The sequence below is a fragment of the Acidimicrobiales bacterium genome, from assembly GCA_030747595.1.
Lineage (GTDB): Bacteria > Actinomycetota > Acidimicrobiia > Acidimicrobiales > MedAcidi-G1 > UBA9410.
Window position 1 is genome coordinate 156,011 of sequence record JASLKK010000005.1, and the last position, 14,101, is coordinate 170,111.

Genomic DNA, 14,101 nt, shown 5'->3' on the forward strand with positions numbered 1-14,101 from the left:
AGCGGGTCAACCTCGGGCCTGCAGGGCCTCGATCAGCTTGGGCAGCACCTTGTGCACATCGCCCACGATGCCGAGGTCGGCGACGCCGAAGATCGGCGCCTCCTCGTCCTTGTTGATGGCGATGATGTTCGCTGAGCCCTTCATGCCGACCAGGTGCTGCGTGGCTCCGGAGATTCCACACGCCACGTAGACCGTCGGCTTCACGACCTTGCCGGTCTGACCGACCTGGTACGAATACGGGACCCACCCGGCATCCACCACGGCACGTGATGCACCCGGGGCACCCTTTACCAGCTTGGCCAGAGTCTCGATCATCTCGTACTTCTCGGCCTCGCCCAGCCCACGGCCACCGGAGACCACCACGGCCGCCTCGTCCAGCTTCGGACCCGATGTCTCCTCTACAAAGCGCTCCTTGACGACGGCGGCACCGGTGCCACCGAGTTCGCCGACTGCGAGGTCCGACACCGCGGCGGGCGCGCCGCCGGACTCCTCAGCGACGAACGACTTGGGTCGCACCAGGAATATGGCCAGTCCGGTGTCGGTGAAACCGGTCAGTACGTCGGTGGTGCCGCCGAACACGGGCTCGCTACCCACCAGACGGTCACCGTTGGCGATCAGGTCGACAACGTTGGTCAGCACCGGGCGGTCCACCTTGGCCGACAGGCGGCCGGCCACGTCACGGCCGTCGTAGGAGGTGGTGGCCAGTAGCACGTCGGGGCCGTTCCCGGCCTCCAGCGCACCGGCGATGGCCGAGGCGACACGTGCACCTGGCAGCGCACCGTCGGCATCATCCACGGTGTGGACAGCGGTGGCGCCGTGCGCACCGAGCTGGCCAGCCACTGTCGAACCGTCGCCCGCCAAAACCACCTCGACGGAGTCGGCCAGCGTGCGGGCCTTGGTCAGCAGTTCCAACGTCGATGCGGTGGCTCCAGCCTCCGTGGCCTCACCGAATACCCAGATCTTTGAGATTCCCATGATCGCCTCCTACAGAACTTTGAGGTCATCCAGGAACGCCAGGATGCGTTCGTGGGCGTCACCCTCGTCGACGATGACCTCGCCGGCCTCCCGCGCGGGAGCTTCGGTGATGGTCGTGATCTCCTGGCGGGCCCCAGCCCAGCCCACGGTGGCCGGGTCAATGCCCAGGCCAGCCAAATCGAGCTCGTCGACCGGCTTATTTTTGGCTGCCATGATCCCCTTGAACGAGGGGTAGCGGGGCTCAACGACACCGGCGGTAACCGAAACCACGGCGGGAAGCGGGCACTCAACCTGATCGAAACCGGCCTCGGTCTGACGCTTCACAGTGGCCACACCGTCGGCGACCTCAATCTCCTTGCCAAAGGTGACCGACGGAAGGCCCATCAACTCGGCGATCTGCACGGGCACGGTGCCTGTGTAGCCGTCGCTGGACTCGGTGGCCGTCAGGATCAGGTCGGGCTCACAGCGGGCAATCGCCGCAGCCAGCACCTTGGCCGTCGAGAGCGCATCGGAACCCGCTAGGGCCTCGTCGCTGACCAGCACGGCGCTCTCGGCGCCCATAGCCAGGGCGGTCCGCAGACCGCTTACCTCATTGTTGGGGGCCATGGAGACGAGCCTCACCTCGCCGCCGCCCGCGGCGTCCACCAACTGCAGGCCCATCTCGACGCCATAGGAGTCCGACTCATCCAGGATGAGTTTGACGTCTCGCTTCAGGGTTCTGGTTTCAGGATCCAGCACACCTGGGTCTGCCGGATCGGGGATCTGCTTGACACATACGACGACGATCATGGGCCCGAGTCTGCCTTACGACGAAGGAAACGGGACCAACCGCGGCTGGGGATTTCGCAACGGTCGTCGGTCACCAGCGGACCCACCTCCGAGCGGGTCTCGGAGGCGCCGTAGGGTCATCACCGTGAGCGACAACGAACCATCAGCATCCAGCCCTCCCCAACCGCTCTCCAACCAATGGAGGCATGGTTTCCGCCACGCCTCGACCGTTGACCTGGCAGCCCCTCTCTCGAGCCTCATCGATCTCGTTTTCCTGCCCCTCATGGGCACCAACGCCGCGACGGTCTCGTGATGCGATACCCCATCACCCATCTTCTCGAGACATGCCGCTTCCCGACGAGCGGAGTCGGGTGCCGACCATGAAGTTGCTGCTCATCGTCAACCCGTCGGCGTCGTCGGTCACGGCTCGGACCCGGATCGTCATCCAAAAGGCGCTGTCAGCCGACCACCGACTGGAGGTGGCCGCCACCACCCGTCGAGGCCACGCCACCCGCTTAGCCCAGAGTGCGGCCAACGACGGCATCGACGTCGTCGTCGTGCTGGGCGGTGATGGCACCCTCAACGAAGCAGCCAACGGACTAGTCGGGACCGAGACTGCGTTGGCCGCGCTGCCCGGCGGTTCCACCAACGTGTTCGCCCGAACACTCGGCCTGCCCGACGATCCTGTGGAGGCCACCGGCGCGCTGCTGGACGCCATCGATGCGGCGGCCATCCGTCGGGTGGGTCTTGGTTCGGTGAACGACCGCCACTTCCTGTTCCACGCCGGGATCGGGTTCGACGCCGCAGTGGTCGAACAGGTGGAACGCCGGGGAGGCCTGCTGAAGCGGTTCGCCGGCCATCCCCTCTACATCGCCGCCACCATCGATACTTGGATCCGCCACTACGACCACCGGCGGCCCGCCTTCCGGGTGACCTTTCCCACCGACGTTGACCCAACGACGGGTCAATCAACCGGCGGGACGTCCGATGGGGGGCCGGGGATCCCCGGCGTGTTCGCTGCCTGCCTCAACACCGACCCCTACACGTATCTGGGTACCCGGGGGCTCTCACTGGCACCGGCCGCCACCCTGGACAGCCCCCTCTCGGTGGCCACCTTCCGGAACCTCTCAGCGGTCACGCTGGCCACCACCTTGGCCGCCGCCCTCGGCCTCCAATCGGCCAGGCGCCCCCGGTCGGACGGCAGGGCCGGCCTTGAGGTGCGTGACGGCGTCGAGTTGGCCGAGGTGATCGCGTCGCGTCCCCTTCCTTGGCAGGTAGACGGCGACCACGTCGGCGAAGCCGAGAGATTGGTGGTTCGCCACCACCCGGACGTCATGGACCTGGTAGTCCCGCTGGCCTCGCCCGCCTTTTCCTAGGGCGACCGCATGGCAACGGGCGTGGAACAAGGGGCCCGATCAGCCGTCGACCCAGGTGCCGTCTCGCCGACCGTCGATGACCGCCCGGGCCAACCCGGGGCGGTTGGTCACAATGCCGTCGACCCCCCAGTCGATCAGTTCAGCCATCCGTCCCGGATCGTCGACCGTCCACACCAGCACGGCCAGACCACGATCTTGGGAGGCCGACACCAGATGCTCGTCGACCAGTTCGTCCCACGGATTCACCGACCCGTGCCCGTGGGACGCCGTGCGGTCCAGCATCAGGTCGGTCCCGTGACGCTCGGCCACGATCCACGCGGTGGGCAGTGACGGATCGGTGGCCCGGATCCGGTCCACCGCCGTGATATCGAACGACGACACCAGCAACTGCTTGGGCGACCGATAGGCGACAGCCAGACCGGCCACCGCCTCGCACACCATGGCTGATGCATCATGGTCTGGGTCGCCGGGAAGGTTCTTCACCTCGACGTTGACGCCCATCCCGTCGCAGGCCTCAAAGGCCTCTGCCAGGTTGGGGATGTGGTCCGGTGCATCGGCGGCCCGCACCTCGCGCACTAGGCGGCCGTCGGCTAAATGGGCGTCGTGGTGGACCATCAACACGTCGTCGGCTGAGAGTCGCACGTCGAGTTCGACCCAGTCGGCACCCTGTACCCGGGCCTCGACGAAGGCCTCCACCGTGTTCTCGGTCCGGTCGTATGACGCACCGCGGTGGGCCACCACCAGCGGTCGCCCATCGGGCCGTTCGGGTCTCACGGGCAACGACCCTAGGTCGCCACTTCACCCAGGCGGTCCCATCACCCCGGATCTCGTGAATCCCCCCACGGTCCGACAAGCCGGTTGTTCGGGACCCACACCTCAGCCACCGTGCCGCGGCCCCGCTCGACCGGCACCAGGCGGATACGCCCCCCCAACTCGCCTTCCACGAAGGTCCGCACGATGGTCAGGCCGAGCCCGGTGGCGTCGGCCACATCGAACCCCTCGGGGATTCCCACGCCGTCGTCGACCACCCGCACGACCAAGCCGTCAGCACGACGATCCAATTGGATGCGAACCCAGCCCGGCGCTGAATCTCCATCGGTACCGCCAGCCTCCTGATCGGCCAATTGGGCGGCTGGGAAAGCGTGGTCGACGGCGTTCTGTAACAACTCGGTGAGGACGACGGCCATGGTCGTGGCAACCTGGCCGGGCACCACACCGGCATCACCCTCGACGGTGATCGACACTGGGCGGAGCGGCGAGGACACGCTCTCTTCCACCACCCGGACCAGCGGTCGCACGATCTCGGCGAACCCGACCTCGTCGTCCGCGCTCTGGGCCAGCGTCTCGTGCACCAGCGAGATGGCGCCGATGCGTCGCACCGACTCCCCGAGGGCCTCCCGGGCCTCTTCGCCCTCCAGGCGCCGGGCCTGGAGGCGCAACAGCGACGAGATGGTCTGCAGGTTGTTCTTCACCCGGTGGTGGATCTCGCGAATGGTGGCGTCCTTGGATACCAGCTGGCGGTCGCGACGCCGCAGCTCGGTAACGTCACGCACCAGGACAATGGCCCCGGTCGGCGTACCAGCATCCAGCAGGGGGAAGCAATGGCTGACCACCGCCACCTCGTCGGGCCGTTCCATCTCGTCAATCACTGCAGTGCGACGGGCGAATGCCGACCGCAGCATCGACGAACCCAGCCCGGTGTCGTCGAACCGGGCGCCGGTGACCCCCCGGGTCACTCCCATGCGGTGCAGGGTGGAGACCGCGTTGGGTGAAGCGAACTCGATTCGACCGTCGGCGTCGACGAGTAGCAGACCATCGCCCACCCGGGGCGTCCGATGTCGAAGCCGTTCCTCGTCCTGGTACGGAAACTCCCCTCGCTCGAGCATCCGGGCGAAGCGGTCGAACACCGTCAGGTAGGTGCGTTCCTGCTCGCTGCCCGGTCGGTCCTCAGGTCGTAGCCGTTCGCGAGCAAGCACGGCGATGGTCTCGCCATCGCGGCGTACCGGCACGGCCGTGAGGTGCACCGTTCGCTCCGAACCAACCTCGACCGCGCCGTCCACCGTGCACTCGGCCTCGAATGCTTTGACGATCAGAGGCCTGCGTCGGGGCTCGAATACCTGGCCGACGAGATCGGCCCGATACAGGGTGGTCCCGGTGGTGGGTCGCATGTGTCCCAACAGGACCAACGACCCGTCCGCTCGACGCGAGTCCCGGGCATAGAGGATGAGGTCGGCGAACGACAGGTCGGCTAGGAGGCCCCAGACGCTGACCAGATTCTGAAGATGGGTGATTCGGACCTCGTCGAGGTCCGAATGGGCCCGGGCCAACTCGGGGAGGGTCGCCACCGGCCCGCTGCTCCCCGACCCCTACGTGTCGTCTCTCCGGCTGTTAATCAGCCGAAGCCGACGGGGTTGTGCCCGCCGTCGGCACCGATGTCTACGTAGGCGATCCGCTCGGCAGGTACCCCCACCCGGCGGCCTCGCACGTCGGTCAGCCACAGCACAGCACCGTCGCCGCCCACCGCCGACTCGACGTCGGCCACCAGGGCGTCCACGTCAGTGTCGTCGGCCAGTTCGACGGTGATCTCCTTGGGGGTGTTGGTGACCCCGATGCGTACGTCCACGTTCCGCTCCCGTTCCTTCGTTCCCTGACCGTCAGAGAACCTTGAGTTCTCTGTGCCGACGCTTCGTCGGCTTCATCTCCACGTCCAGCACCCGGGCCAGTTCCGCGAATACCGCGCCCACCTCAGTCGAGGGGTCGATGGCGACCGGTTGCCCTCGATCGGCACCGTCGCGCATGGCCGGCACCAGGGGTACCTGGCCGAGCAGCGGCACGCCGACCCGGTCAGCCAGCACCTGTCCGCCTCCGGCACCGAACAGTTCGTAGCGAGTGCCATCGTCGCCGGTGAACCACGACATGTTCTCGATGACCCCGTGGACCTTCAGGTTGACCTTGTCGGCCATGAAAGCCGCTCGCTGGGCCACTGTCTGGGCAACGGGTTGCGGAGTGGTCACCACGTACATCTCCGCAGTCGGCAGGAAGCCAGCCAACGAGATGGAGATGTCTCCGGTTCCCGGGGGGAGGTCAACCAGCAGGTAGTCGGGCTCATCCCAGTAGACGTCGGTCAGGAACTGCTCAAGCGCCTTGTGGAGCATCGGGCCCCGCCAAATGACCGGCTGGTCCTCCTCGGCAAAGAATCCCATGGAGATACAACGCACCCCGTGACCCTCCGGCGGGATAAGCATGTCGTCGATAACCGTCGGGGGCTGGTTGACGCCCAGCATCCGGGGAATGGAGAACCCCCACACGTCAGCATCCACGACGGCTACGTCACGGCCCCGACCTGCGAGGGCCACAGCCAGATTGGTGGTGACCGAGGACTTGCCCACGCCGCCCTTGCCCGAGGCGATGAGCAGCACCCTGGTCGACGAGTTGGCCTCGGCGAACGGCACGGCCCGTCCCTCGGAATGGCCGTAGGTCGAGTTCGTGCCGGCGGTCGCCGCCGGATCGCCGTGGAGTCGCTCACGCAGCTCAGCCAGTTCGGTCTCGGTCATCACGGTGAACTCGACCTCGGTGGCGCCCACGCCATCCAACGCTGTGACCGCATCACCGACCGACTGCTGAATCTCGGCCTTCATCGGACATCCGGGCACAGTCAGGGCTACCTGGACGGTGACCTGGGCGCCGGAGATACCGATCTCACGAACCATGCCGAGATCGACGATGCTGCGGCGGAGTTCAGGGTCCTGAACGGGCCGGAGGGCATCAACCACCTGGGGTTCGGTGACCGGCACGGGGCTCCTGTTCGAGGATCTGTCGAGGGACCGAACGCTGGTCGAGCGCACGGCCGACAAGTCCAAACGACCGCTGGCGGCCGTCTGGAGTGCCGGGATCGGTAGAATAACCGGGTGGACGGGCCCCCCCTCACGGCTACCGAGTTCTCTTCGGCGGTCACGGCGATCACCGGAGCATTCGGTGACCCGACTCGACGGGACATCTACCTGCACGTCCGTGAACGTGTCGACGAGGACGCGGGCGTCACTGCAACGGATACCGCTGCGGCCTTCAACCTCCATCCCAACGTGGCCCGCCACCACCTAGACAAGCTGGCCGCCGGCGGCTATCTGGAAATCGCCGTGGAACGCCCCGAGGGCGCATCGGCCGGCCGGCCCTCCAAGCACTACCGGGTGGCCGACGCCAGCTCCCCCCTTGAACTCCCGGTCCGTCAGGACGCCGTGCTGGTCAGCCTGCTGGGCCGTGCTCTGGCTCTCCTGCCCAGCGACCAGGCCGAGGAGATGGCCGAGGAGGTGGGCGCCGAGGTCGGTCGGAGCATGGCGGGCTCCCTCGGATCCGACGAGGCCCACCGGTCGTTGCGATCGGCCATGCAGGTGGTGGCCGAGGCCCTCACCGCCCACGGTTTCGCCGCTCGAGCTGAACGGTCGGGTGACAATCGTCTGAGGATCGTCTCCGAACACTGTCCGTTCGGCGGCGTACCGATCGACCATCCCGTGATCTGCGCGGTCGACCGGGGCCTGGTACGCGGAATGCTGGGCGCCCTGTATGGCGAGACGACTGCTGAGACGCGGTCGTCGCTGCCCATGGGTGATGCAGTGTGCGTCACCGACGTCTTAGCCTGACCCGCACCCTTCTTCAGGCCTCCGTGCGCACGCCCGTGACCCACCACTATCTAGATCGCGCGTCTACCTCGCCGGGCCGCCAGGAGGCCGTGGACCCAAAGAGAGCCACCCTGAGCAACGGCATCGGCGATCTCGGTCGCATTCACCACGAAGAGATGGTGGCCCGTCACGCTGCGGAGGAGACCCGAGAGCCCCTGGCCGCCATAGTCGGAGCCTGGAACCGGGAGGTCGTCTTCACCTCGAATGCCACCGGGGCCATGGACGTCGATGCCTACCGGTCGTTACGCCTGTCAGTCGGCTGGTGTTCCACACAGGCCGATTTGGAAGCGGCGACCGCGGCGGTGTCAGGCATCATTCGGGACCTCGGGGCACTCCGTCAGGATCCTCACGACCAGCCACACGACAAGCCATGACCATCCTCCTCATCCGTCACGGTTCGGCCGGCGATCCCTACCGCTGGTCGGGTGACGACGTCGACCGACCGCTGGATGCCGCCGGTACCGACCAGGCCACCCGTCTAGCCGACCATGTAGACGGGCTGCTGGCCGGTCGGCCGCTGACCGAAATCCGCAGCAGCCGGGCCGTCCGGTGCCTTCAGACCGTCGGGCCGACCGCAGGCCGCCACGGCCTACTCCCGGAGACCGACCCTTCCCTGTTCGAGGGCGCTTCGTCCGCCATGACCGAACTGGTCCGGGGACACGCCAGAGCCGAGGACGCCGACCGACGGGTCGTGGTGCTTTGTAGCCACTCCGACGTCATCCCCGACGTGATCCGTGACGTGGTCTCCGACGGCGTCGGACTGAGCGGCGGAAGGGGCTGCGCGTACGCCTCGATCTGGGAACTGACGGTGGCCGACGGCGCCGTCGTGCACGCCCATTACCACGAGTAGCGGACCGGCTTATCTCGGGCCGGCAAAAGGCGCCAGGCCAACGGCTCAGCCGTCGAGCAGGCCCAACGAGATGAGGGAAGCAGTGAGATCGGCCGGGGGATCTTCCAGGGCGGCGAAGGCCCGGACATCTGCAGCCACCTGATCGGCGCGGGCAGGCACCGACATGCCCACTACGGCCCGGTAGGCCAACGCGTACGGGTCGGTCGGCCCGACGACTACCGCCTCGTCGAGACCAGCCAGACCCCGTTCGACCAACTCGGGCACCCGGGTCGAGGCCAGCAACCATCCCCGCTCGGCCAGTAGGGCAGCCCGCTCCGGTTGGCGACCCGCACCCGCCCGCTCGGCGGCATCTAGACCCGAATCCAGGAGCTCAAGGGCGGCCAACAACTCGCCCTCGGAAGCCAACGCACCGGCGATCCGCTGGCGGAGCCGGCTGGCGGCCAGCAGGTCTCCCACTATGGGCGGTGCTTCTAGGTCGTCGAGCACCGTCAGGTCGACCGCGGCCCCGACGTGGTCACCCTCGGCGTGACGGGCCGACGCCCGGAACACCCGCACGTCAGCAAAGGCGCCATCGGAGGCCACGGCATCGTCCAGGTCAACCAGAGCGGCGACCCGGTCGCCGGTTCGCCAGCGAGACCAACCCCGGTAGGCCAGTGCCTCCACGTTGGACGGCTGGATCTCCAGGACCTGGGTGTAGAGCGCATCAGCGTCAGCCGGCGCTGCCACCCCCGCCTCGGCCAGCAGCGTGCGCGTTGACGACCTGATGTCGCCGGTGAGGGCACTGCCGGCCGTACGGTCCCCCGCTGTGCGAGCCACTAGAACGCCGGCCAGCACGGCGACCACCGCCACCCCGACCAGCGCCAGATTTCGATTCGACGTGTTGCCCGAGGTTCCGACACCGTCCGATCCCGCAGCGGAACCCGCCTGAGTTCTGGGCCAACCCGATGTCCAGCGGGCGACGGCCAGGCTCACACCGGTGAGGGCCGCCGCTGCGGCCAGCACGGGCAGCACCCAGACCAAGCCGGTCAGGCCCCGACCGGTCGGCGTGTAGTCGATGTCCTCGCCGAAGCGGTCCACCAGCATGGTCCGGACCTCGGCATCGGTTCGACCCTCATCGACCATCGTGCGGATGGTCGTCCGGATGGTTCGGGCAATGGGCACATCGGACTCACCCAGGGACTGGCCCTGACAGACCGGACAGGCGAAGTCCCCGGCCAGGGCGTGGACCCGATCGGCATTGGTGCGCGGCGCCTGATCGGCTACTTCGGACACCACAAGGCTGCCCACCACCACAACGAGCACCAGCAGCCAGATAGCCCGGCCCCAGCCGGTACGAGCGGGCCGACCGTTCACGATCCGGTCCGATCTCCGGCCACGGCAGCCAGGCCTCGATTCAGAAGGCCTTCCAGGTCCTCGCGGACTACGCCACCGACCACCTTGGCGGCTACGTGACCCGACGGGGTCACGAGGTATGACTCGGGAACCGCAACCACGCCCCAGTCCACGGCGATCCGACCGGTGTCGGCGGGAAGGACCGGCCACCCGCCGCCGTGTTCGGCGAAGAAGCGGGAGATGGCCGACGAGCGGTCGTCGAAGGCCACGCTGACCACCCGGACCTCAGGCACCGCCGGATCGGACCCGTCGTGGACCTCGGCGAAAGCCACCAACTCTGGGTGTTCCTCGATGCATGGGACGCAGGTGGTGGAGAAGAAGTTGACCAGCACCCAGCGGCCCCGTTGATCATCAATGTCCCAGACGGTGCCGTCGAGCGTGATGCCCGCCACCGGTGGTGCCACGGCACCCACCAGGTGGGTGGTCATCCGGTCCCGCACGGCCTCACGGGTAGCGAACACCATGACAAGCACGGCGAGCACCAGGCCCACAACCAACGCGGCGCGACGTACCGGATTCATGTGGACTGCTCACTGCTCTCGTCGGCAAGCAGGCCCCTACGCCGGGCACGACCGGTCGGGCTGCCAGCACCGGGGACGGAGGCCAACGCAGTGCCGATGGCCATCACTGCCCCCCCGATCCACAACCAGGCCACCAGAGGTTGCACGGTCACCCGGACCACCGTGTTGTCGGACCCGTCACCGGACGCGTCGCCGAGCCCCTCATCGGGGTCGGGTACCGCCAGCACCGCCAACTGCACGTCATCGCGGACCGTGGACCGGGTGGCTGGCGTGCCGATGGTCTGCCCGCCGAACGGGAACACGCTGATGGCCGGCTCGAACCGCTCGCCGTCGACCATCACGGCGACCCGGGTCTCGGTCTTCTCCGGCAGTTTCACGGTCGACAGGCCGTCGAAGACCAACTGGTGGCCGGCGAACGTGGCCCGGTCACCCACCGCGTTGAACCGGAACTCGGCCTGGCGGACGAACGACGACGAGCAGGCAAAGGCCACGGCGACCACGGCCACCCCGATGTGGACAACCATCCCGCCGCTGGACCGTCCCACCAGGCCGCGCAGTCCGCGGGCCCGGACGGCCAGTATCAGGTGCCGCATCGCCCCTCCGGCAGCGAAGCCCCCCAGGCCCACGGCCAGAGTCGGGGACCAACCGCGGCCCCCTAGGACCACCGCCAGGACCATGGCCGCCGCGCCGGCCATCGCCGGCCAACGCAGCCGGACCGACAGGACCTCTACGGTTCCCCGGCCCCACGGCAGGGCGGGCGCCACGGCCATGAGGAACAGCAGGGCGAAGCCCACCGGCATGGTCATCCGCTCGAAGTACGGGTTGCCCACGGCGATCCGATCGCCCTGGGCCGCTTCGACCAGCAGCGGGAACACGGTGCCCAGTAACACCACGAAGGCGAAAGCCCCGAACAGCAGGTTGTTGCCCAAGAACGCCCCGGTGCGCGACAACGGCGACTCGATGGACCCCGGCGCCCTGAGGGCGTCACCCCGCCAGGCAATGAGCCCTACCGTGGTGGCCACCACGAGGGCGAAGAAACCCAACAGCAACGGGCCGATGCCCGACTCGGTGAAGGCGTGGACCGACTCCAGCACGCCGGACCGGGTGATGAACGTACCCAGGATGGTGAGGGCGAACGTGGCGCACAGCAGCGACAGGTTCCAAACCCGCAGCATCCCCCTTCGTTCCTGGACCATGACCGAGTGGAGGTAGGCGGTGCCGGTCAACCACGGTAGGAACGAGGCGTTCTCGACCGGATCCCACGCCCAGTAGCCGCCCCAGCCCAGCACCTCATAGGACCACCAGGCACCGAGAATGATCCCCAGGGTTAGGCATCCCCAAGCCGTCAAGGTCCAACGCCGGGCCTCGAGCAGCCACCCCTCGCCCAGCCGGCCGGTGGCCAGGGCGGCCACCGCCAGGGCAAAGGGCACGGTGAATCCGACATAGCCGAGGTACAGCACCGGCGGATGGAAGGCCATCAGTACGTGGTTCTGGAGCAGCGGGTTGGGGCCTGGCCCGTCGTAGCCGGCCCACGGTTCGAACCGGCCAAAGGGCTGGGCAGGGCCGGCCAGCAAAAGGAAGAAGAAGGCGCAGACGGCGAACATCACCAACAGGGTCCAGCCGACCATCGGGTCGTCGAGGCGATCCCGGAACCGGCGGACCACTAGCACCAGGTACCCCACGAGGATCAGGACCCACAAGAGAATCGAACCTTCGAGGGCCGACCACAGAGTGGCCACGTTGAACAGCGCCGGGGTGCGGTGGCTACCGTGCTCGGCCACGAAGGCCACGGTGAAGTCCCGTGTAATCAGCGCCCGTTCCATAACCGCCACCTGGCCGACGGCTGCCACGGCCAGCAGCACTGCCCAGGTCCGTGACCGGCCGACCAGCGACGGCGTGCGGGTGGCCAGTCCGACGGCCACGGTGACTATCCCGGCAACCGAGGCAGCCAGCCCGAGGGCTACAAAGAGCGTTCCGAGGGTGGCGTTCACCCGCTCGCCGAGGCGTTGCCGTCCGGGAGGCCACAAGCCTTGAGCTCGGCACCCTCGCCCCGGTAGTCGTTGTCGTGCTTGACCACCATGTGGTCGGTCCGGAGGTGCCAACCGTCAGCGGCCGGTGCAACGAGACCGGGAGGCACCGGACCACGAACCCACAAGCCCTGCAGGACCACCGGAACCCCAGGTTGGAACAGCTCGGCCGGGTCCCCGAGGTGCACTACGTCGGCCAGGACGTCACCGGCACACAGGGTGAAGACCACTGCCGACTCGCCGTCCACCTCAACCTCGAGGATTCCTGGCTGGGGCGTGCCAACCACCCGGAACCGGTCGCCGTCGAGTTCGGAACGCAGCTCCACGGCCCGGTCCGCCTCGTAGAAGAAGAGCGACGCGTCACCCAGGGTCTGGAAAAGGACGGCCACCACGGCCGCCACTAGCACCACGAGCACCACGACCGCGCCGGGTCGTCGTTGGACCAAGCCTGATTCGGGACGGGTGGGTACCGGTGTCAGGTCGTCGATCAGGTCGCCTTCTGGCCCCATCTTGTCGCCGGGATCAGGCATCGCCGGACCCCTGGTCCTCCAACCAACGCCGGTGGGCGTCGGGCACCTGTGCGCTGAGATCCCGTCCGCGTCGGATGAGGCGTAGCGCGTAGATCGCCAGCGTGCCCAAGGTGATGCCCCAGCCGGCAATCAGGTAGCCCACATGGGTCATGACGATTCCCCGGGAGACGGGTCGCCGACTGCCCTACGGAGCTCATCGTCGGGCGTCTCACCGCGACGCTCGACAATGGCGGCTGCCACCGAGTGGTCCAGGGCCGCCCGCTCCAGCCACCCCACCCGGAACCGATGCAGTAGCAACCAGGCTAAAACCATGCCCAGCACGAGAAAGCCCAGCATCAGGGTGAACAGGGTGAGGTCCTCGATCTTGAGGTCGCCGAGGGTGGACTGCTGATGCAGGGTCCGGTTCTCCCACCATTCAACCGACCGGTTGACCAGCGGGAGGTCCAGTACGGCGACAAGCGCCACCACGGCGGCCCGACGGGAGACCGCCCGGGGGTCTCCGGTGGTGCGTCGCAGGGCTAGGTACCCGGCGAACATCAGGAAGAGGACGAGCGTGGTCATGAGTCTGACGTCGCCCCACTCCCACCAGGTGTTCCACACCGGTCGACCCCAGATGGAGCCGGTGACCAGCACTAATCCGCAGAACACCGTTCCCACCTCGGCCGCCGCGTGGGCCGTGACGTCCCACCACGGAGTGCGCCGAATCAGGACCCCGAGGCTGGCCACCGCACAGAGCCCGTAGGCCAGATAGGTCATGACGGCCAGAGGCACGTGCACGTAGAGCATCCGCACGGCATCGAACTGTCCGAACTCGGCTCCCGTAGAAGGGTGGATCCGGACGTCGGGATCGGTGAGGACGAAGGCCAGCACTCCGAGTACAGCCAGGCCGACGAGGGCGAGCACACCTAGCAGGCGCGAACCGCGCGACCCAGTGGTATCGCTTGCCGTGCCTTCCGGCAGGGGTGCTGGGCTCATGGGTTCTTCGG

The 14,101-nt window shown here is 67.7% G+C and carries 16 protein-coding genes; 4 read left to right on the plus strand and 12 right to left on the minus strand.

What is annotated here, in order from left to right:
• Positions 1-6: 6 nt before the first annotated feature.
• Positions 7-975 (minus strand): electron transfer flavoprotein subunit alpha/FixB family protein, encoded by a 969-nt coding sequence (locus QF777_05740; protein ID MDP6911050.1) that lies wholly within the window; start codon positions 973-975, stop codon positions 7-9.
• 9 nt (positions 976-984) lie between these two features.
• On the minus strand, positions 985-1,764 hold the full coding sequence (locus tag QF777_05745; GenBank protein ID MDP6911051.1) for an electron transfer flavoprotein subunit beta/FixA family protein: 780 nt from the start codon (positions 1,762-1,764) through the stop codon (positions 985-987).
• Between the two features lie 323 nt (positions 1,765-2,087).
• On the opposite strand from QF777_05745, the gene QF777_05750 reads away from it, so the two are divergent.
• Entirely contained in the window at positions 2,088-3,119 is a 1,032-nt protein-coding gene (locus QF777_05750) for a diacylglycerol kinase family protein (protein MDP6911052.1), read from the plus strand.
• A gap of 39 nt (positions 3,120-3,158) precedes the next feature.
• On the opposite strand, the gene QF777_05755 is transcribed toward QF777_05750, so the two are convergent.
• From QF777_05755 to QF777_05770, 4 genes are read right to left on the minus strand one after another with little or no spacing between them, the layout of a single operon-like run.
• Positions 3,159-3,893 carry a glycerophosphodiester phosphodiesterase gene (locus QF777_05755; GenBank protein MDP6911053.1) on the minus strand — a complete coding sequence of 245 codons (735 nt, stop codon included), beginning with the start codon at positions 3,891-3,893 and terminating at the stop codon, positions 3,159-3,161.
• Positions 3,894-3,934: 41 nt separating this feature from the next.
• Positions 3,935-5,464 carry a histidine kinase N-terminal domain-containing protein gene (locus tag QF777_05760; protein ID MDP6911054.1) on the minus strand — a complete coding sequence of 510 codons (1,530 nt, stop codon included), beginning with the start codon at positions 5,462-5,464 and terminating at the stop codon, positions 3,935-3,937.
• A 47-nt stretch (positions 5,465-5,511) separates the two neighbouring features.
• Positions 5,512-5,742, minus strand: a complete 231-nt coding sequence (locus tag QF777_05765) for a DUF3107 domain-containing protein (protein MDP6911055.1) — start codon at positions 5,740-5,742, stop codon at positions 5,512-5,514.
• Positions 5,743-5,773: 31 nt separating this feature from the next.
• Positions 5,774-6,913: an Mrp/NBP35 family ATP-binding protein gene (locus tag QF777_05770; protein MDP6911056.1), complete on the minus strand. Its 1,140-nt coding sequence runs from the start codon at positions 6,911-6,913 to the stop codon at positions 5,774-5,776.
• A gap of 114 nt (positions 6,914-7,027) precedes the next feature.
• Here QF777_05770 and QF777_05775 point away from each other — a divergent pair, with 114 nt between their 5' ends.
• From QF777_05775 to QF777_05785, 3 genes are read left to right on the plus strand one after another with little or no spacing between them, the layout of a single operon-like run.
• A complete protein-coding gene (locus QF777_05775; protein ID MDP6911057.1) occupies positions 7,028-7,756 on the plus strand; it encodes a helix-turn-helix domain-containing protein in 729 nt (242 codons plus the stop codon).
• Between the two features lie 23 nt (positions 7,757-7,779).
• Positions 7,780-8,169, plus strand: a complete 390-nt coding sequence (locus tag QF777_05780; protein ID MDP6911058.1) for an aminotransferase class V-fold PLP-dependent enzyme — start codon at positions 7,780-7,782, stop codon at positions 8,167-8,169.
• Positions 8,166-8,645 carry a histidine phosphatase family protein gene (locus tag QF777_05785; protein ID MDP6911059.1) on the plus strand — a complete coding sequence of 160 codons (480 nt, stop codon included), beginning with the start codon at positions 8,166-8,168 and terminating at the stop codon, positions 8,643-8,645. The genes QF777_05780 and QF777_05785 overlap by 4 nt, the downstream gene beginning before the upstream one ends.
• 45 nt (positions 8,646-8,690) lie before the next feature.
• On the opposite strand, the gene QF777_05790 is transcribed toward QF777_05785, so the two are convergent.
• Genes QF777_05790 through ccsA form a run of 6 tightly spaced genes read right to left on the minus strand, consistent with a single transcriptional unit; the run spans position 8,691 to position 14,090 of the window.
• Positions 8,691-9,998, minus strand: coding sequence for a cytochrome c-type biogenesis protein CcmH (locus QF777_05790; protein ID MDP6911060.1), 1,308 nt, complete (start codon positions 9,996-9,998; stop codon positions 8,691-8,693).
• A complete protein-coding gene (locus QF777_05795; GenBank protein MDP6911061.1) occupies positions 9,995-10,558 on the minus strand; it encodes a TlpA disulfide reductase family protein in 564 nt (187 codons plus the stop codon). Before QF777_05795 ends, QF777_05790 begins: the two co-directional genes overlap by 4 nt.
• Positions 10,555-12,549 (minus strand): cytochrome c-type biogenesis CcmF C-terminal domain-containing protein, encoded by a 1,995-nt coding sequence (locus QF777_05800; protein ID MDP6911062.1) that lies wholly within the window; start codon positions 12,547-12,549, stop codon positions 10,555-10,557. Before QF777_05800 ends, QF777_05795 begins: the two co-directional genes overlap by 4 nt.
• Entirely contained in the window at positions 12,546-13,115 is a 570-nt protein-coding gene (locus QF777_05805; protein ID MDP6911063.1) for a cytochrome c maturation protein CcmE, read from the minus strand. Before QF777_05805 ends, QF777_05800 begins: the two co-directional genes overlap by 4 nt.
• Positions 13,108-13,266, minus strand: a complete 159-nt coding sequence (locus QF777_05810) for a hypothetical protein (protein ID MDP6911064.1) — start codon at positions 13,264-13,266, stop codon at positions 13,108-13,110. The genes QF777_05805 and QF777_05810 overlap by 8 nt, the downstream gene beginning before the upstream one ends.
• On the minus strand, positions 13,263-14,090 hold the full coding sequence (gene ccsA / locus QF777_05815) for a cytochrome c biogenesis protein CcsA (protein ID MDP6911065.1): 828 nt from the start codon (positions 14,088-14,090) through the stop codon (positions 13,263-13,265). Before ccsA ends, QF777_05810 begins: the two co-directional genes overlap by 4 nt.
• Between the last annotated feature and the right edge of the window lie 11 nt (positions 14,091-14,101).

Coding starts and splice junctions, on each gene's coding strand:
- QF777_05740 (MDP6911050.1), bottom strand. CDS start 975: ATGGGAATCTCAAAGATCTGGGTATTCGGTGAGGCCACGGAGGCTGGA.
- QF777_05745 (MDP6911051.1), bottom strand. CDS start 1,764: ATGATCGTCGTCGTATGTGTCAAGCAGATCCCCGATCCGGCAGACCCA.
- QF777_05750 (MDP6911052.1), top strand. CDS start 2,088: ATGCCGCTTCCCGACGAGCGGAGTCGGGTGCCGACCATGAAGTTGCTG.
- QF777_05785 (MDP6911059.1), top strand. CDS start 8,166: ATGACCATCCTCCTCATCCGTCACGGTTCGGCCGGCGATCCCTACCGC.
- QF777_05795 (MDP6911061.1), bottom strand. CDS start 10,558: ATGAATCCGGTACGTCGCGCCGCGTTGGTTGTGGGCCTGGTGCTCGCC.
- QF777_05805 (MDP6911063.1), bottom strand. CDS start 13,115: ATGCCTGATCCCGGCGACAAGATGGGGCCAGAAGGCGACCTGATCGAC.
- QF777_05810 (MDP6911064.1), bottom strand. CDS start 13,266: ATGACCCATGTGGGCTACCTGATTGCCGGCTGGGGCATCACCTTGGGC.
- ccsA (MDP6911065.1), bottom strand. CDS start 14,090: ATGAGCCCAGCACCCCTGCCGGAAGGCACGGCAAGCGATACCACTGGG.